We start from the raw sequence: 18557 nt of genomic DNA, 5'->3' as shown, positions 1-18557 counted from the left end.
TTTTTATATTAAAATTTTTTACAATATATTGAAACAATAATATTCTATAATTTTTTTATTGTTCTTTTCCCGTAGCTACGTTCTGAGGACTTCCTCAAAGAACAAAAAAGTGAAAATATTTTATTTTTGTATATTTAGAATATGTATAAAGTATAAGATAATAGTTTTATTTTAGATAAAAATGCAGCCCTTTTGCTTCTTTGTGGCAACAAAAGAAGTGGGGGCGTGGGGGCAAAGCCCCAACAAATAAAAACTAAAAAAATTTTATCGTATAAGTTTTTTATTCAACTTTTTCCCGCCTTCGCACCACGAGAACTTCCTTCAGTCGCCTTAAGGACTACCTTCGATCGTACCAAGTAGGTGCCTATCGCAAAATAACTGTGGAAAAACAACCGCAAATAAAAAACTATTTTTCTATCTTATAGCAATTATCATATTCTATATCATTTTCTTTTAATATATTAATTAACTTCTCTTCAAAAACAACTTCACTCTCCCAACACATGCCACACCCTGCAGATATTTCACTTGGTATAGATATAATATTCCCCAATACTTCATTGGTTTGAGCCATAACATTTTTGAAAGTCTTTTCTGCCCTCATAACATCTGTTGTGGTATTGAATGTTATTATTAATCTTTTTTCTTTATTATGTTCATTATTTTCTGCTATATTATTTTTTGTATTGTTAATTATTTTATTATTAGATTTTTTTTCAAATCCTATTATAGCAGCACCTATAGCACCAGCATACTGCCCTCTTTTATCTGTTATCACCTTTCCGCCTAAAGCTTTCTCTAAAGCCTTAACTAAATAATCAAACATGCATAATCCGCCAGTTAGAAAATAAGTATCATCTTTAAACTTTCCGCATAATGAAGAGACTTTATTTGCAACAGAGTTTACTATAGCATAAGCAATCTCTTTTTTTTCTTTTCCGCTAGCCTTAAGACCTATAACCTCAGTTTCAGCAAATACAGTACACATAGAGCTTATTACAACATCAGTGCTTTCACATTTTTGAGCCTCTTCAAGAAGTGTTGATATAGAACAACCCAAAGAATTAGCCATTAACTCTATAAATCTACCAGTGCCTGCAGAACATTTATCATTCATAATAAAATTGTCAACTTTACCGTTTTTTATGCTTATTATTTTTGTATCCTGCCCTCCTATGTCAATCAATGTGCCGTCTAAATTTGAAAATAAAAAATTAGCTCCTTTAGCATGACAAGTAATCTCTGTTATAGTTTTGTCAGCATATTCTATTGCAACCCTCCCATAACCAGTACCAACAAAATATGAATCTTCTTTTTTTATGTTTTTCTCTTCAAGCATTTTTAATATTTGTGAAGAAGCTTCCACTCCAGACCAACCAGTAGGAATCATAAACAGTTCTACAAAATCATTTTTTTTATCATCATAAACAGCAACCTTAGAAGCCGTTGAACCTATATCTATACCAATATAATACATTTCTATTTTCCTTTTAATTTTACTTTTTATTTAATTTCATTTTTGAATTTTAAAATTTTATTTAGTAGTTTTATAATATAATTTATAAACTTTTACCTATCTCCCTCACAGCATCAATTCCATTTTCTATCTCTTCAAATGTATTAAAATAAGAAAAGCTAAATCTCACAATGCCCTGCTTAACAGTACCCAAAGCCTCATGCATAAGAGGTGCACAATGCCCTCCAGACCTAGTTGCTATGTTATATTTGCTTGATAATATATCAGACACTTTGGCAGAATCCGTATCTCCAATATTTAAAGCTACTATAGAAGTTCTTTTTTTTGTATTATAATTTCCATAAAGCTTAATGTTTTCTATGTTTTTAATTCCATTATAAAAGCAATCAGCTAACTCTCTTTCTTTATCTCTGATTTTTTCTGTAGTTTCATTTTCTATAAACTCTAAAGCAGCATTAAGCCCGGCTATAGAATGACTATTTAATGTACCCGCTTCAAGTCTTGTAGGCATATTTTCTGGGTGTGTCTTTGAATAGGTTTTTATTCCAGAGCCTCCTGTTTTTAATGGCTTAATATCTACGCCTTTTTTTATGCATAATCCTCCAGTTCCTTGGGGACCCATCAAACCTTTATGACCAGTAAAACATACTACATCTATATTGTTTTTCTTCATATCTATATTAATACTTCCTGCTGTTTGAGAAGCATCGAGTATAAATAATATATTATGTTTAGTGCATAAATCGCCAATAAACTCAATATCCAAAATATCACCTACAACATTAGAAGCATGCGTACAAATAATTGCTTTAGTGTTTTGTTTTATGCTTTTTTCTATATCATTATAATTTAGTTCGCCTTTGTTATTTGATTTTATTATTGTAAGCTCTGTTCCAAGTTCTTGCATTTCATAAAGAGGTCTTAAAACGCTGTTATGTTCAAGAGAGGTGGTTATAACATGACTATTTTTATTTAATATGCCTTTTATTGCTGTGTTTAATGCTTCTGTAGAATTGCTTGTAAATGCAACATAATTAGGGCTATATCCATTAAAAAGTTTAACTATTTTCTCTCTTGTATCAAGCATAACTCTTTCACTATTTAATGATAATTCATAAGAGCCTCTTGAAGCATTTGCAAAACTGTTTATTGCATCAAAAACTGCCTTAGCAACTGTGTCTGGTTTTTTTAATGTAGTAGCTGCATTGTCAAAATATATCATTTTTAAATTCCATAACTTAAAATTTATTAATAAAAAAATAATATATTTATAGCATCTCAACAAAAGCTTCTAATCTAGTTCTAAGCTGAGCAGTATCACTATTAGAATAATTAGTCTCTATTTGTAAATATGACTTTCCGCATTCTTCTACAGTGCGTCTAATCTTTTCACCTTCAACAGCATAAGTATGGCAAGAACTTAAAATAACGTCAACTACACCATCTATTTTATATTCATCAATATATCTTTTTATAATCTCCATTCTTTCATTGTTAGGACTCATAACAGAACAAGGTATATTTAAATATCTCTCAGCAATAGCCTCTATAGGCTCTTTGTTCTCATCAACAAGCATCTCAAAATTCTTTGTGCCAACACAGCTTTCAAAACATACAACATTACCCCCAACCTCTTCAAGCTGTTTCACTATCTTTTCTACAAGCCCGCCAGTAGGACAGCCTGTAATAAGTATCCTTGGAGTATTTTTATTAAACGGAGATTCACCTTTTTTATATTTATCATTAAAAGTATCAACTAGATTTTTTATCTCTTCTATATAAAGCTTTCTATCAAATTTATAATTAGATGATTGCAAAGCCTCATGCATATCACTTCCCTTTATAGGAGAAGGCACTAATTTACCTAAATTAAAAAACTCTCTTATTACTTTTCTCTCTTCATTGCATAACTTTATAGCATCTTTTAATTTATCTTCTGTAATTTTTACATTAAATTTTTCTTCTAATTTTTTTATAAGTTCTTTAATCTCATTTTTCCAAAGAGCAACAGCAAATTCGTTTTTTGAATATGGAAGCTGCATAACATGTGTATCTTTTATCTCTCCCAAAAGCTCATACATTTTTTTCTTACCATCGCAAGTGGTCTCCCCTACTATAATGTCTGAAAAATACATATAAGGACATTTATCTGTAACAGCAAAACCATAACTAGATTTTATTAAAGGACATAAGTTCTTAGGCAAATATTTTTCTGCCTCTGGTATAGTTTCATCACTGGTAGAACATAATGATACCGCTATAGCATCAGCTGCATATATTACCTCTCTTGGCGTATATGTGCAAAAAGTACCAACTACTTTCTTTCCTTTATCCTTCTCTTCTTTCATTGTAATAAAGCCTTTTTTACGGGCATCATTAAAAGTTTCAAAAATTTCAGGCAAATAATTATTAGACATAGCATACACTCCTAATGTTTTTAATATGAAAAATAGAAATGGATTCTATAACCTATAGAATTTAAAAGATTACATTATATGTTTTGTATATTTTTTGGATAAGTAAGAAAAGACTACTATCAATTTGTTTACAGCAAAATCAATAATCATACCATGTAATTATAATAAAAATATGATAATTTGTCAATTAAAAAAGAAATATAATTAATTAATATAAATAAAATAAATATTATATGTACTCTATTATTAGTATAAAGTATATAACAAATAATTTTTTATATAAAAAAGCATTGGCAACAATAATGCTGCCAATGCTATTAATTCAACAAGAATTTATAATTTTAGCTCAAAAAAGCTTGGAAAGTGCTTCCAGCAGCATTACAAATAGGACATGTATCTGGAGAGCTTCCTTTTTCTATATATCCGCAAACAGGACATACATAATAACCTTCAGGTAATCCTTTTCCAGCAGCTAAATCTCTCATAGTTTTATCATATAACTGAGCATGAGTTTTTTCAACGCTTGCTATCATATTCATTAGATTAGCAACATCTTTATTTCCTTCAGCCATAGCTACTTTACTGAAAGCAGGATACATTTTAGTGTATTCATAAGTTTCGCCTTTTATTCCAGCTTTTAAATGTTCATTATCTGTAGATGTTTTAACAGGATCAATTTTAGCAGTTAAAGGCTTAGTAGTTAATTTATTAGATATAGCCATATCATTTAAAAGTTTAGCATGTATAGCCTCCGCAGCAGAAGCAGCTTTAAACATAGTTGCTACGCTTTTATTTTGTGATTTTTTAGCAAACTCTGCATACATAGATGAAGCATTCATCTCTCCATTATAAGACTGCATCATGCCGTCTAATGTAGATTTAGCTGTTTGAGCGTTTGCAAAACTAAAAAAGATAAACATTAATGAGATAAATAAAGAAATTTTTTTTAACATAGTTATTCCCCAAAATACTATTATTTTTTGTATGTATAAGAAACATACTGCATATAAAACCTCGTATATTTTTCACAGTAAAAACAATTCTTTAAAATAAATATAAATTTTATAATATTAATATAATTTACACATATATTTCTTTGCTAACAAAACATTTGAAACAAAATATTATAATAAATAAAAATATAAAATATTTGCTTATTATAAAAAAAGATATATAATTAATAATCAATAAAGATTTTAGGAGTATATTAATTATGGCAGAATTACGTTATAATCCTTTACTTGGTGATTATGTTATGATAGCAAGTCATAGGCAAGCTCGTCCGCAAATGCCTAAAGACTATTGTCCTTTTTGTCCTGGAAGTGGTAAGGTACCAGACAGTTATGATGTTCTCTGTTATGATAATGACTTTCCTGCACTATCTTTTGAACCACCTTATCCTGATGATGTTGATAATGGTAAACTTTTTAAAACTGCACCTTCTATAGGAAAATGCGAAGTAATTTTATACTCTCCTGACCATAATACTACTCTTCCAGAATTACCTGTTGAACATATATTAAAGCTCGTTAAATTATGGCAAGAGAGAATGGTAAAAATAGCTGAAAATAAAAAAATAAAATACATTATGCCTTTTGAAAACAAGGGTGAAGTTGTTGGTGTTACTATGCCGCATCCTCATGGACAGATATATGGTTATAGCTGGATACCTTTAAGAATTAAAAGAAAAATTGATATGGCTTCAAGCTATTATAATGTAAAAAATAGAAATCTATTTGCTGATATGCTTGAACAAGAAATTGAAGATGGAAGAAGAATAATATTTGAAAATGATGATTTTGTATGTTTTCTTCCTTTTGCTTCTGAATATCCTTATGGTATTATGATTATGCCTAAAAAAAATATTATAGCTATAAATGATTTTAATGAAAAAGAATCTCTATCATTGGCAGATATTCTAAAAAAAGCTACTACTACATTAGATACTTTATTTGACATGAAGTTTCCTTATATGATGTGTATGTATAGTGCTCCTGTAAATGATGGATTTAATTATAATGATATATGGCGTTATCATATAGAGTTCTTCCCTCCTATGAGAAGCAAAGAAAAACAGAAATTTAATGCTTCATCAGAAACAGGTGCTTGGGCTCCTTGCAATCCTACTAGCCCTGAGGAGATGGCTGCTAATTTAAGAACAGCTTATTTTAGAAATATTGGGATGTAAATATAAGTGTCATTAAAAGTTACTGTAATTATTCCTCATAGAATAGGTGAAAATATAGAAAGTACTTTAGTAGGAATTTATCTATCTGATTATAATAAAAATGATATAGAAATCTTTCAGGCTGAAGGCACTCACCCTACCGTGCAAAGAAATGAATGTTTAAAAAAAGCTTCTGGAGATATTATATATTTTATAGATAATGATTCTCTTGTAGACCCGCTTAATATAAAAAGAGCTGTAGAAATATTTGAAAGCAATGAAAAAGTAGCTATTGTAGGCGGACCTGCTATTCATATTATTTCAAATACAAAAGAAAGATATATTGATTCTTGTATGCGTTCTTATTATGCTGTGGGGCCTATAGCAAACAGATATAGTAAAAACTCTTCTACATATAGAGAAGGAACTGACAGAGATGTAATACTTTGTAATTTGTTTGTACGAAAAGATGTGATATTTGAAGCTGGGCTTTTTGATGAAAGTTTATACCCAAACGAAGAAAATGCATTAATTGATAAAATACTTTCTTTAGGATATAAACTAATGTATGACCCTGAAATAATAGTAAGAAGACCGCCTAGAGGAAATTTAAAATCATATATAAAAATGCTTCTTAATTATGGAAGAGGAAGATTTGAACAGCTTTATAAAAACTTTAATAAAAAAATCTAATATTTACATTGCCTGCTTTTTTTAGTGTTTATATTATATTATTACCAATAATATTAGCTATTTATTTACATACAAAAATTAATTATATAGCATTATATTTTATTCCATTTATTATATATTCAGTAATTACTATTTTGGCAGGAATAATTAAATCTATTAAAGATAAAGGAATTATAAATAAATTTGTAGGGATATTTATATACCCTTTTATGTTTTTTATAACTCATATGTTTTATGGACTTGGATTTTTTTATGGAATATTTAGAATTATAACCGGTTATAAAAGAGTAACAAAATTTAATATAAATAAATATAAATCATTCTCTTAAAAAATTATAAATTATGGTAAAATAGTTAAATGAAAAAAAGAGCATATGCTATAGTATATTCGGCATTGTCTATAATGCTTGGCGGTATTGGTATACAGAAATTTTATCTTGGGCAAACTAAAAGAGGAATACTGCATGTTTTATTTTTCTGGACTTTTATACCTACAATTCTTTGTGTTATAGATTTATTAAAGTTTACATTCATGACAGAAGAAGAGTTCGATGAGAAATACAATAAAATAGAACTTAATAATAATTTGTCTAATGGCAAAAAAGAAACTAATATTATTAAGCAGGCTTTAAAATATAATAAACTTATAAATACTGCCTCAATGAAAATTACAGATAATAAAATAAAAGAAAATATTAAAGAATTAAATGAAATATATAAAAATATAATAGATATCTCTGTAAAAGATACAACTAATAATAAAATAGCAGCAAAAGAATTAGAAAAACTTTTAGAATATAATATACCTACAATAGTAAAAATAATAAACACATATATAGATTTAGAAAAATCAAAAATAGAAGAAGATAATGATAAATTAAAAAATGATATAACGGATTCTATAATAGCAATGAAAGAAAACTTAAAAACAATATTAAATACAATATACAAAAGTAATATTATAGATATATCAAGTGATATAGAAGTAATAAAATCAACATTAAAAAAATAGTATAAGTATATTTTTTTGACAATTTACTTTTATTTATATATAATTGTTTTATTGTTTAAATAATATTTAAGGAAAACTGATGAAAGGTTCCATTGTAGCTATAATATTTGTAATAGTTAATGTTGTAGCTATTAGTATATTTATGATAGTAACTACTACTTCTATAAAAAAATCTATTCTCACTGAAGAGAAATTATCAAGAGAATATTTAAATAATATATTAGATATTTATTCAAAAAAAAGAGCAGCCTCTATACAATATTATAATGCAGTATCAAAAATACCAAGATTAGATGCATACACAATCTCTTCATTAAGTAATTATATAACAAGACTAAGTAAAATAGATATAGATGACAAATTAATAGAAAAACCCCTAACCTTTCAAGAGTTTCAATATATTCAAGCAAGAATACAAGAAAATATTAATAAAATAGATTATACAGCAAGAAACTACCCTGTTTTAAGAACAAATCAATTTTATATGGAAGCTTTAAGAACAATGAGACCTATCATACAGGAAGAGAGAAAAGCAATAGAAGCATATAATACACATGTAAATGAATATAATAGATTATCAACAATGCCTCCTTCAAATATAGTAGCTGGTATTATGGGAAAATTTCCTTTCTTAGCATTTGAAACAGGCACAAATATCATTTCTCAAACAGCACATATATTTCAATAATATCAATTTTTTATTTAAATTAATTTTTATAGGCATGCTATTTTTTTATAAAGTAAAATTCCATATTTCCGAGCATAATAAATGATATGATTTTTATTTTTTAAGAGGATTATGTTTATGATAAGCTCAGTTAGCAATGTATTATCTTTTAATGACAGCAATATATCTGCTAATAAAAATAATACAATTTATGATATACATGATGATAATAGTTTCGCTAAAATGTTAGACGAGGCAAAAAATAGCGAAGATATTTATTCTCAAAGTGCTACAAATAAATCTATAGAAAAAGAAGAAGATTATCAAGATAGTTTATATAAAAACAATAATATAACAGATGAAGATCCTCAAAACAATGTTGAAAATAGTGAAAATATAAGAAAAGAAAACATTGAAAATAACGCTGATGAAGCTCAAAGTAGTGAATTAAAAGAAAGTGTAAATAATGAAGAAAAAGAAGAAATATCAGAAAACAATAGCAAAGAAGATAAAAATATAGAAAACGCTGAAAATATAGATAACAATGAAATTAAAAAAGATATAATGTCTTCTAAAGAAAAAGCAAAAAAATTAATTGATAAAGCAGGCCTCATAATAGAAAATTACAAGGCTGATAAAAAAGCACAAATAGAAAAAAATGTTAATATAGACAGTAAAGTTAATGAAGAGAAATTATCTTCATTGATTAAAGATATTGATGATATCAAAGAAGAGCTAAAAAATATTAACTTAGAAGAATTAGATGAAAAAGATAAAAAAGAAATTACTGATTTAATAATAGCTTTAGAAAGTTTGGAAGAGATTGCTATATCATATCAAAATGATGATGATAATGTTGAAAAATTATCAGACATATTTGAATTAGTAGAAGTTGAAGATAATAGCATAGAAGAAACTTCTAAAAAATCACAAGATAATAATATAGAAAAAATAGATGCAAAAATAGAAGAAAATAATAATAATGAAATAGTTAACGATTCTGCAGAAACTTTTATAAGCAATGATGATAATAATGTTGCTGATAAAAGAGAGATGAGATTGCAAGAGGCTAAAGAAAATAATAACAGCAATTTAAATAACACTATATCCGATGAAAAAGGAAGCGAACTTACAATTATTAACATGAAAGATTCTTCTTCTAGTTTGAAAGGATATAATCACTACAACAATGTATCTAAAACACAAAATACTAACAGCCTTGCTGAGAATATGATTAGATTCCAAGATTTGATGTCAAAATTGGTAGAGAAGGCACAGGTTGCTGTTAATAATGGAAAGAGTGAAGTTTTAATGTCTCTTAATCCTGAGTATTTAGGTAAGGTGAGATTAAAAATAAGTATGGACGCTGATAACAATTTAGTAGGAAAAATATTTGTAGATAATGCTGAAATAAAAGACATATTTACAAAAAACCTAGATACTGTTATTAGCTCTTTAAATGAGATTGGAATAAATATTGAAGGTTTTGATGTAATGCTTAGACAGGACATGCCTAATGAAAATGGTGAGTTTGAGTTTGGAGGCAGCAACAATAATTTAAATGGCTTTGGAGCAGACAACATAGAAGAAGAGGTTGTAAGCGTACAAAATTACAATATAGTTCCAGAGAGAAAATTGAATTTATTAATATAAAAAATAATTAAATAAAAAATAACTTAGGAGATAAAAAATTATGATATCAGCAGAAGCATTAAGAATGAGTGATAAGGAAATAAGAATATTAAAGCAAGAAGTTGGAGCTTTTAACTTGCAGCATAATTTTGAAAGAGACCCTGCTAAAAACTCTTTAGGTAAAGATGACTTTTTAAAACTATTAACAGTGCAAATGAGCCATCAAGACCCATTGTCTCCTATGGATAACAGAGATATGATAGCACAGCTTGCACAGTTTTCTTCTGTAGAGCAAATGACTGAAGTTAATAAAAACTTAGAATCTATGAAAACATTTTATTCTAGTCAAAGCGGCTATTCTATGCTTGGTAAAAGTGTTGAGGTAATGGACGAGGCTGGAAATAGATTTTTAGGACCTGTTGAGATGGTTATGGAAAATGACACTGGAGTTGCTTTGGCTGTTAGAACTGCTAGCGGACTTATAACTGTTAGACCTGAAGATGTTATGATAGTGCACTCTAGCGGAGATTTAATGGCTTCAGAATCTGCTGCTACTGCTACAATTATGGAAAATCAAAGCGAAGATGAAGCTACAAAAATATTCAAATCATCATTAGCAGATAAAGCTCAAATAGTAAGACCTTCAGAAGATAATGGAAATGGTGATGCGGTTATTAATAATTCTGTTATGATGACAGCGAAAGAAGATAATAAACAGAACGAAGAAAAAGCTACTATAGGCAACAAAACTATTAAGAAATAATTAGTTTTGAATATAAAAATTATTGAATTGGTAAAAAATATTTTTTAAGTTTTTTATTTGTGGTGGCTTTGCCCCCACACCCCCAGTTCTTTTATTGGTATAAAAGAACCAAAAGAACTGAATTGTTTAGCTTGAAATGTTGGTATTACAATATAGTTTATACATATTCAAAAACATACAAAGCTATAGTATTTGCACTTTTTGGTTCTTTTGACGAAGTCCGCACCGCGACCGAAGGAAGTGCCTGCGACTGAAAGGAGTACCTTTAGGTATGGGTGCGAGCTGCGGGAAAAAGAACAATAAATATACTTGTTTAAATGTATTATAATTATAAAAACCTATTTAAATTATAAAATTTTAAATAGTTTTTTTAATATGATGCATTCTTTATATAAAAATCTAATTTAGAAACATTTATAAAAACTCTTTGTAAATTCTCTCTCGAATCTTCTAATTTATAATCTTTAATTGAGTTTATAAAATCGTTTAATAAATTACTAAGATTAGTTATTTTATTTTCCATAGCTTTTTTTTCAAGAAGCTCTATTTTTCCTACAAATGAACTGTCAACATTATCTATACCAGAAAATGCAATATCCGATAAAATAATCTCTAACTCTTTAACAATCTCTTTCAAAATCATAAACATTAATAAGCATTAGCTGTAGTTGTCTCTGTTGTTGTATTATTAGAACCTTCTACTATTGATTTTGCTTTATCTTTAATTTTCTTGTTTGCAGAAGAGTCCGCTAATTTTTTTATAGCATCAAACATCTCTCCTGTAGGCATAGAATCACTATAAAGATTTAATACCTCAAGAGTAATATTTTCAGAATTATCATTTTGAAGTCTATAAAGTAAAAGCTCCTGAATCTCTGGCTCTGTTTTATAATTATTCAAAGCCTTAATAGCATATATTCTCACTGATTCACTATCATTTTTACAAGCTTCAACAATATCTTTTTTAATATCCCCATAAGCACTGTACTCTGGAAGTATATAAATAACCCTCGCAGTAACTTCAGGTAAATCCTCTTTTAATATCTTCTGTAATATCTCATAATTTTCAGCACTAGGATAAGCCCCCATTGCCACTATTCCCATATATCTAACTAAAGCAGGCTCACCTGTATTTTGTGCAACATTTCTGCAAATAATTTCGCCTTTAATATCTTTTGTTTCAGAAAAATATCTTAATATCTCTATCTTTGTGCTAGAGCCAATAACATCATTAGTATATTTCTCAGCCAAATAATCTGAAGCTAAAGTAGATTTAATAGAACCTAAAGCATTTATCATACTGTCTAATATAAGTCCAGATTCATTGCTAATAGAAGACATAATACTTGACTCATATTTTATATCAGGATAAATAGAACATAAATAATAAGCCTCTTTTCTCACACTATCATCTTCATCTACTATAGCATAATCTATTATAGTTTTTCCTTTATCATTAACATTTTGTTTAAAGAAATTTATTATCTCTATTTTTATTTTATTATTTTTTTCATTAGGATAATATTCTACCATAGCAGATATATCATTTTCATTTTTAGTCTTTTTTATTCTGGAAATAGCTGATATTTTTTGAGAAGTAGTACCATATTTAAAAGTATCCATTAATTCACTGTTTATTATATAACCTTCACTTGAACTAGATGCTGTAGTAGCTGCATTAGTAGATGATGATAAAGATTGATTAGTATCTTCTGCAATTAAATTAAAAGAAATAATTAATAAAAACAAAATAACAAATTGTTTCATAAAACATAATACCTTTACTTAAATTTAGAAAACCTCCTAATTTCTTGTTACAGAAAGAAGGAGGTTTGATTTCTAATTATATACATAAAAATTAATTAATTTCCAGTATATACAGTTTCCTTTCTCACATCAAGAGTAGATACAAAACTATTATATTTATCCATATCTGCTTGATTTTCAATAATGATAAACTCATATCTTCTAAGATTAGCTTGAACATTAGACTCAGGCAATGCTTCGCCGAGCGGTTTTTCAATTAATCTATTAGCATCAACCCCATTATTAACCAAATAAGCTCTAGCATTTTTTACCCTATTAACAGATAAGTTGTAATTATAAGGGTAAGCTATTCCTTTATTGCTAGTATGTCCTTCTACTACTAATCTAACATTAGGATTCTTATCTAAAAACTCTATTACTTGAGCAAAAGCAACATTAGCATTTGCAGGCATAGTAGTTTTAGCAAATCCAAATATTATTTTAGGATTAGTCTCAAACACTCTTCCCCTTTGAGAATCTCTTATAGAAGTACCTTGAGGTAGATAGAGTTCACCAGTATTAGCAACAGCTTGCGGTTCTTCTTGTACAGCCAAAGCAACAGGTTCTGCATTTTCTGCAGGCGCCATTTCTGGAGTAGTACCGCAAGATATTACAAAAATAAATAAAGCAAAAACAAATAATAATTTTTTCATAGCCTTTACCAAAACCTTAGATATTAATTTTCTTTATTAACATCGACAGTTTTTGCAAAGTCATTATACTTTTTTAAATCTGCTTCATTCATTATTACTATAAATTCAGTTCTTCTATTAGCTTCTAAAGTAGGATATTCTGGAAGACCCTCACCAAAAGCATTTTTAAGAAGTCTGTTATTTTTAGTACCTAATTTTATTAAGTAATTATAGCTAGTATCAGATCTTCTTACAGACAAATTGTAGTTGTAAGGAGCTTTACCTTCTTTACTAGAATTACCTTCTACCATAATTCTTATTTCAGGATTATTGTTTAATATAGTATAAACTAAATTATAAGCTTGTTTATACTCTCCTATTTCTACAGCTTTGTCGAATTGGAATTTTACTTCATAAATTCCAGTTTGCTTACCAACATCGCTTTTAGCTTTAGGGTCATAAAGCTCTAATACCTTTCCTCTAGGAGTTTCTCTCACCCTAACACCATCTGGAAGATTTAATTCAGTATTAAAACCAGATGTGTTTTCTGGAGTAGTCGCCTTAGGTGTACTAGAACAAGCAACTACTGTAGTTAAAATAAATGATAGAACTAATATTATCTTTTTCATTTTTTCCCCAGTTATTTAAAATTATTCTTAAACAGTAAAACCATATTACAATAAATTAGTAAAATTATCAATAAAATATTAGCAATAATAATATAAATAGCTTGCTTTTTTTTATCTGTATGTTATAATAATTAAACTTTAATTGCGGGCGTCGTATAATGGTTATTACCTTAGACTTCCAATCTAAAGATGACGGTTCGATTCCGTTCGCCCGCTCCATTTTTTATTCATTTATTTCTTTTTATTCAAACGGCTTATCTTTTCTAAAATCTGGTAAATAATTCTCACTGCTTTCCATCTCTTGACCTAATATATTCTCAAAACCTAAATCTAATGCAAAGTTTAATACTTCATTATATTCTTTAACATATAGTTTTCTATTAATATTGTCATAATCTTTTGCCATAAACTCAGGACTATACTGCGACATTAAAGAAATATAACTATTTAAAAAACCCCTCTCTTTTAGCTCTATTAATATATCATAAGAATCAGATTCGTTGTTTGGCAAAACTAAATGCCTTATTATTATGCCGCTTTTTGCAATATCATTTTCATCTATAATTAAATCTCCAACCTGATTTTTCATTGTAGTTATAGCATTAATTGCAACATCAAAATAATTCTCTGCTCTGGAATATTTTATAGCTTTTTCATTATTAAAATATTTTAAATCAGGCAAATAAATATCAATTATTCCATTTAAGCAATCTAATAATTCATTGGTGTCATAACCATTTGTATTATAAACTATAGGCAAGTTTAAGCCATTTAGTAATGCAATTTTTAAAGCCTTTAATACAGAGTAAATCACATGCGTTGCACTTACAAGATTAATATTATTAGCTCCCTCTCTCTCTAAATCTAAAAAATAAGAAGCTAATTTATCTAAATCTATAATCTCCCCTATACCTTCGGAGCTTATTTGATGATTCTGACAAAAACACGCAAGATAAATTGCAATTAGAAAAAAATACAGTTCCGCTTCCATTATTTCCAACAAGCATAGGCTCTTCGCCAAAATGCAAAGTATGAGAAGCTACTTTTATATGATTAGTGTCTTCAAAAATCTTACATCTTCCTATTTTGTTATTATTTCTATCTGTTTTGCATAAATGTCCGCAGCATATACAGCTGTCATAAAGTATTTTGGCTTTTTCTATAGCACTGTCAATATAATATAAATGCTTTTCATTATAATTATTAAAATTTTTATCAAAAAACTTCATTTTCATCATTTCCTATAATACGCACTTCAGCATTTAACTTTATACCTATTTTATTATAAACTTCTTCTCTCACCTTTTTCATTAGTTCAAAAATATCTCTTCCTGTAGCATTATTATAATTAACAATAAAATTAGCATGATAAGGTGAAACCATAGCACCCCCTACCCTTGTGTTTCTCATATTAAGTGAATCTATTACCTTACCCGCTATCATATTAGTTTCATAATCATTCAAAAAAGTGCTTCCTGCTGATGGATATTTATATTGATTTTTATTTTTTCTGTCTCTTATATATTTGTTCATATCTTTTTTTATTATTTTTTTTAAGCCCTTATTTAATTTTAGCCTCACATCTATTATAATATATTTCTTATCTTGGAATATACTTTTTTTATAAGCATAATTACATTCATCTGCCTTTATATGCATATATTCAATATTGTCATCTATAATTCCAACACTATCTACAAACTCTGATATAGAATGTTCATAACAGCGGGCATTCATGTACGCCGCTCCCCCAATACTTCCAGGTAGCCCATATAAAAACTCTAAACCTGTAAAACTATTTCTATAAGCGTACTTTACAACATCTATAACATTAGCCCCAGAATAAGCTAAAATATTATTGCTAGTCTGCTCTATTCTTGTAAAAAATCCTGTATGTATTATAGGAACTTCTATTACCTTATCCAAAAAAAGTACATTGCTCCCGCCGCCTAAAATAATATATCTTTTATCAGCATCATTTAAATATTTAATTAAATCTATAAAGCCATTAATAGTTTCAGGCATATAAAAATGAAGAGCCTTAGCATTTACTCTAAAAGTATTATATTTTTTTAATGAACAATTTTGTTTATATAGAACACCATTAATTTTATACATATATTTATCCTAAAAAATTACTAAAAATAATATACCTGAATAAAGCCAAATTGTCAAAATATTTTAAAATTTATATATATTGAAAATTTTTAAGTTTATCAAAAATATTTTTTTTATTTTTTATTTTTTATTTGCGGGGACTAGCCCCCGCACCCCCCACTTCTTTTGGTGACCCAAAGAAGCAAAAAGACTATATTTTCAATAAAATTAAAACTTTATAATATACTATAATTTATATTCAATAAGAACTAACAAAATCTCATGCATTTTAATGTATAAAAATATTGACATTAGAGTGCACTTCAATGTTATAATAAATGCTATAATAAAACATATTTAATAATGAGGAGTATATATACATGTTATTAGAAAAAAACTTGGAAGAAGCTAATTCTGGAAAGAGAATAAATGCTAAAGGATATGCTGTTCATAGCAAAACTGATACATTTAAGCCTTTTGAGTTTTCAAGGCACTCTATGGGAGACAATGATATTTTAATAGAGATAATGTATGCAGGAATATGCCATAGTGATATACACTCTGCAAGAAGTGAGTGGCACGAAGGAATATATCCAATGGTGCCTGGTCACGAAATTGCTGGAAAGGTGGTAGCTGTTGGAAAAAATGTTACAAAATTTAAAGTTGGTGATTATGCAGGTGTAGGCTGTATGGTAAACTCTTGCGGAGAATGTGAGGCTTGCAAAAGAAGTCATGAACAATTTTGCGAAAGAGGTCAAACTGTACTTACTTATGACTGTAAAGACCATTTTCACAACGATGAGCCTACTTACGGCGGATATTCAAACAACATAGTAGTAAGTGAAAAGTTTGCTATCACAGTACCAAAAGATGCACCAATGGAAAAAGTTGCTCCGCTTTTATGTGCTGGTATTACAACATACTCACCTCTCAAATTCTCTGGCGTTAAAAAAGGCGATGTAGTAGGTGTTGCTGGTTTTGGCGGACTTGGTTCTATGGCTGTGAAATATGCTGTTAATATGGGAGCTGATGTTTATGTATTTGCTCGTAACGACAAAAAGAAAAAAGAAGCTTTAGAGATGGGAGCAAAAGATTTATTTACTTCTACAAAAGACATTCCTATTCGTTTTGATTTAATAATATCTACTATTCCTACAGGATATGATGTTAATAATTATGTTGACTTATTAAAATATGGCGGAGAGATGGCTATTGTTGGGCTTCCTCCTGCTGAATTAAAACAAAGCATAGATTTGGCAAGATTAATATTCTCAGGCGGAAAAAAAGTTTATGGTTCTATGATTGGCGGTATTAAAGAAACTCAAGAAATGCTTGATTTTTCTCTTAAACACAAAATATACCCAGAAACTGAAATTATTGCAGCTAACCAAATAGATGAAGCTTATCAAAAACTTACAAGCGGACAAGCTAAGTTCAGATATGTAATAGACATGAAAACATTATAATAATTTTTATTATAATATTGTTTGATTAGGTATTGGTATTTATATATACTGATACCTAATTTTTATTTTACTAATTAATTATTAAAAAAATTATAAAATATATACAAGAAAATAATTTATATATATAATTATGTAAAAGTAAAAAATAGGAATTATTAATATGCTTGCAGATTATCATGTACATACAGAGTTTAGCGATGACTCTAATTATCCATTAGAAGAAGTTATAAAAGATGCTATAAAACTAAATATAGATGATATTTGCATTACAGACCATGTAGATTATGGTATAAAAAAAGATTGGGACGAAATTAAAATAAAAGATAAAAACACTATCACCAATGTTAATTATCCTAAATATATAGAAGATATTAATAAAATAAAAGAGAAATACTCAAAAAAAATTAATATAAAAACAGGTCTTGAATGCGGAATACAAACTCATACTATTGATAAATATGAAGCTCTTTTAAAAAAATACGATTTTGATTTTATTATATTCTCTGTTCATCAGGTAGATAATAAAGAATTCTGGACACAAGATTTTCAAAGAGATAAAACTCAAAAAGAATATAATGAAGCATATTATAAAGAGATGCTTGAAGTTGTAAAAAGTTTTAAAAATTATTCAGTGTTAGGGCATTTAGATTTAATTATAAGATATGATAAAAAAGGAATATACCCATTTGAAAAAGTAAAACCTATTATAGAAGATATATTAAAAATAGTGATAGAAGACGGTAAAGGAATAGAGTTTAATACTTCTTATACAAGATATGGCTTAAAAGACACAACTCCTTCTATAGATATATTAAAATTATATTATAAATTAGGAGGAAACATTATAACCATAGGAAGCGACAGCCATCAGCCTAGTCATTTGGGATTTCATATAAACGAAGCAAAAGAAATTCTAAAAAATATAGGATTTAAACAATTTTGCACATACAATAAAATGATACCAGAGTTTCATAACTTATAAAAATATATAAAAATAACAAATATCCTTTCGAAATAAAGTTTTCAAGTAAAAAACTCTTTATCCGATAAAATATAATAATAAAAAAGATATAGCTATAGTAGTATATAAGGGTTAGAG

The 18557-nt window shown here is 27.9% G+C and carries 17 protein-coding genes, 1 tRNA gene and 1 pseudogene; 9 read left to right on the top strand and 10 right to left on the bottom strand.

The features are described 5' to 3' along the window. Positions 1-406: 406 nt before the first annotated feature. The 4 genes from BPP43_RS10780 to BPP43_RS10765 form a co-directional block, all read right to left on the bottom strand. Positions 407-1477 carry an acyl-CoA dehydratase activase gene (locus BPP43_RS10780; RefSeq protein ID WP_015274944.1) on the bottom strand — a complete coding sequence of 357 codons (1071 nt, stop codon included), beginning with the start codon at positions 1475-1477 and terminating at the stop codon, positions 407-409. Positions 1478-1559: 82 nt separating this feature from the next. Then, the gene (locus tag BPP43_RS10775; protein ID WP_015274943.1) at positions 1560-2699 is read right to left on the bottom strand and encodes an aminotransferase class V-fold PLP-dependent enzyme; all 1140 of its coding nucleotides are present in this window, start codon (positions 2697-2699) and stop codon (positions 1560-1562) included. A 46-nt stretch (positions 2700-2745) separates the two neighbouring features. Next, the gene (locus BPP43_RS10770) at positions 2746-3894 is read right to left on the bottom strand and encodes a double-cubane-cluster-containing anaerobic reductase (protein ID WP_015274942.1); all 1149 of its coding nucleotides are present in this window, start codon (positions 3892-3894) and stop codon (positions 2746-2748) included. 341 nt (positions 3895-4235) lie between these two features. After that, a complete protein-coding gene (locus BPP43_RS10765) occupies positions 4236-4847 on the bottom strand; it encodes a rubrerythrin family protein (protein ID WP_015274941.1) in 612 nt (203 codons plus the stop codon). Positions 4848-5107: 260 nt separating this feature from the next. On the opposite strand from BPP43_RS10765, the gene galT reads away from it, so the two are divergent. From galT to BPP43_RS10735, 6 genes are all read left to right on the top strand, one after another. Then, on the top strand, positions 5108-6082 hold the full coding sequence (galT, locus tag BPP43_RS10760) for a galactose-1-phosphate uridylyltransferase (RefSeq protein ID WP_013243691.1): 975 nt from the start codon (positions 5108-5110) through the stop codon (positions 6080-6082). A gap of 6 nt (positions 6083-6088) precedes the next feature. Further along, positions 6089-6754: a glycosyltransferase gene (locus BPP43_RS10755; protein WP_252832327.1), complete on the top strand. Its 666-nt coding sequence runs from the start codon at positions 6089-6091 to the stop codon at positions 6752-6754. A 358-nt stretch (positions 6755-7112) separates the two neighbouring features. Further along, positions 7113-7766: a TM2 domain-containing protein gene (locus tag BPP43_RS10750; protein ID WP_013243693.1), complete on the top strand. Its 654-nt coding sequence runs from the start codon at positions 7113-7115 to the stop codon at positions 7764-7766. 79 nt (positions 7767-7845) lie between these two features. Then, entirely contained in the window at positions 7846-8454 is a 609-nt protein-coding gene (locus tag BPP43_RS10745) for a LemA family protein (RefSeq protein WP_015274940.1), read from the top strand. 117 nt (positions 8455-8571) lie between these two features. Next, complete coding sequence (locus BPP43_RS10740; RefSeq protein WP_015274939.1) at positions 8572-10086, top strand: flagellar hook-length control protein FliK; 1515 nt, start codon at positions 8572-8574, stop codon at positions 10084-10086. Between the two features lie 40 nt (positions 10087-10126). Beyond that, entirely contained in the window at positions 10127-10828 is a 702-nt protein-coding gene (locus BPP43_RS10735; RefSeq protein ID WP_015274938.1) for a flagellar hook assembly protein FlgD, read from the top strand. 370 nt (positions 10829-11198) lie between these two features. On the opposite strand, the gene BPP43_RS10730 is transcribed toward BPP43_RS10735, so the two are convergent. The 4 genes from BPP43_RS10730 to BPP43_RS10715 form a co-directional block, all read right to left on the bottom strand. After that, complete coding sequence (locus BPP43_RS10730; protein WP_232470117.1) at positions 11199-11471, bottom strand: hypothetical protein; 273 nt, start codon at positions 11469-11471, stop codon at positions 11199-11201. A gap of 5 nt (positions 11472-11476) precedes the next feature. Further along, positions 11477-12595 carry a HEAT repeat domain-containing protein gene (locus BPP43_RS10725; RefSeq protein ID WP_015274936.1) on the bottom strand — a complete coding sequence of 373 codons (1119 nt, stop codon included), beginning with the start codon at positions 12593-12595 and terminating at the stop codon, positions 11477-11479. 95 nt (positions 12596-12690) lie between these two features. Next, positions 12691-13287 carry an OmpA family protein gene (locus tag BPP43_RS10720; RefSeq protein WP_014933688.1) on the bottom strand — a complete coding sequence of 199 codons (597 nt, stop codon included), beginning with the start codon at positions 13285-13287 and terminating at the stop codon, positions 12691-12693. 23 nt (positions 13288-13310) lie between these two features. Then, positions 13311-13895 (bottom strand): OmpA family protein, encoded by a 585-nt coding sequence (locus tag BPP43_RS10715; RefSeq protein ID WP_013243700.1) that lies wholly within the window; start codon positions 13893-13895, stop codon positions 13311-13313. Positions 13896-14039: 144 nt separating this feature from the next. Here BPP43_RS10715 and BPP43_RS10710 point away from each other — a divergent pair. Continuing rightward, a tRNA-Gly gene (locus BPP43_RS10710) sits at positions 14040-14114 on the top strand. 22 nt (positions 14115-14136) lie between these two features. Here BPP43_RS10710 and BPP43_RS10705 read toward each other — a convergent pair. Further along, positions 14137-15124, bottom strand: a pseudogene (locus BPP43_RS10705) (radical SAM protein). Continuing rightward, positions 15111-16013 carry a UDP-N-acetylmuramate dehydrogenase gene (murB, locus tag BPP43_RS10700; protein ID WP_015274935.1) on the bottom strand — a complete coding sequence of 301 codons (903 nt, stop codon included), beginning with the start codon at positions 16011-16013 and terminating at the stop codon, positions 15111-15113. The pseudogene BPP43_RS10705 and the gene murB overlap by 14 nt, the downstream one beginning before the upstream one ends. Before the next feature lie 359 nt (positions 16014-16372). Here murB and BPP43_RS10695 point away from each other — a divergent pair, with 359 nt between their 5' ends. After that, positions 16373-17458, top strand: coding sequence for an NAD(P)-dependent alcohol dehydrogenase (locus BPP43_RS10695; RefSeq protein ID WP_013243703.1), 1086 nt, complete (start codon positions 16373-16375; stop codon positions 17456-17458). 160 nt (positions 17459-17618) lie between these two features. Next, complete coding sequence (locus tag BPP43_RS10690; RefSeq protein WP_015274934.1) at positions 17619-18440, top strand: histidinol-phosphatase HisJ family protein; 822 nt, start codon at positions 17619-17621, stop codon at positions 18438-18440. Positions 18441-18557 lie beyond the last annotated feature (117 nt).

Source organism: Brachyspira pilosicoli P43/6/78 (assembly GCF_000325665.1).
Lineage (GTDB): Bacteria > Spirochaetota > Brachyspiria > Brachyspirales > Brachyspiraceae > Brachyspira > Brachyspira pilosicoli.
The sequence above is the reverse complement of the archived record's forward strand: the minus strand, read 5'-3'. Positions and strand labels throughout refer to the sequence as shown.

Excerpts from the sequence above, each read along its gene's own strand:
- BPP43_RS10780 (WP_015274944.1), bottom strand. The coding sequence starts at position 1,477 with ATGTATTATATTGGTATAGATATAGGTTCAACGGCTTCTAAGGTTGCT.
- BPP43_RS10735 (WP_015274938.1), top strand. The coding sequence starts at position 10,127 with ATGATATCAGCAGAAGCATTAAGAATGAGTGATAAGGAAATAAGAATA.
- BPP43_RS10725 (WP_015274936.1), bottom strand. The coding sequence starts at position 12,595 with ATGAAACAATTTGTTATTTTGTTTTTATTAATTATTTCTTTTAATTTA.
- murB (WP_015274935.1), bottom strand. The coding sequence starts at position 16,013 with ATGTATAAAATTAATGGTGTTCTATATAAACAAAATTGTTCATTAAAA.
- BPP43_RS10750 (WP_013243693.1), top strand. The coding sequence starts at position 7,113 with ATGAAAAAAAGAGCATATGCTATAGTATATTCGGCATTGTCTATAATG.
- BPP43_RS10690 (WP_015274934.1), top strand. The coding sequence starts at position 17,619 with ATGCTTGCAGATTATCATGTACATACAGAGTTTAGCGATGACTCTAAT.
- BPP43_RS10770 (WP_015274942.1), bottom strand. The coding sequence starts at position 3,894 with ATGTCTAATAATTATTTGCCTGAAATTTTTGAAACTTTTAATGATGCC.
- galT (WP_013243691.1), top strand. The coding sequence starts at position 5,108 with ATGGCAGAATTACGTTATAATCCTTTACTTGGTGATTATGTTATGATA.
- BPP43_RS10740 (WP_015274939.1), top strand. The coding sequence starts at position 8,572 with ATGATAAGCTCAGTTAGCAATGTATTATCTTTTAATGACAGCAATATA.
- BPP43_RS10695 (WP_013243703.1), top strand. The coding sequence starts at position 16,373 with ATGTTATTAGAAAAAAACTTGGAAGAAGCTAATTCTGGAAAGAGAATA.
- BPP43_RS10720 (WP_014933688.1), bottom strand. The coding sequence starts at position 13,287 with ATGAAAAAATTATTATTTGTTTTTGCTTTATTTATTTTTGTAATATCT.
- BPP43_RS10765 (WP_015274941.1), bottom strand. The coding sequence starts at position 4,847 with ATGTTAAAAAAAATTTCTTTATTTATCTCATTAATGTTTATCTTTTTT.
- BPP43_RS10775 (WP_015274943.1), bottom strand. The coding sequence starts at position 2,699 with ATGATATATTTTGACAATGCAGCTACTACATTAAAAAAACCAGACACA.
- BPP43_RS10715 (WP_013243700.1), bottom strand. The coding sequence starts at position 13,895 with ATGAAAAAGATAATATTAGTTCTATCATTTATTTTAACTACAGTAGTT.
- BPP43_RS10745 (WP_015274940.1), top strand. The coding sequence starts at position 7,846 with ATGAAAGGTTCCATTGTAGCTATAATATTTGTAATAGTTAATGTTGTA.
- BPP43_RS10730 (WP_232470117.1), bottom strand. The coding sequence starts at position 11,471 with ATGATTTTGAAAGAGATTGTTAAAGAGTTAGAGATTATTTTATCGGAT.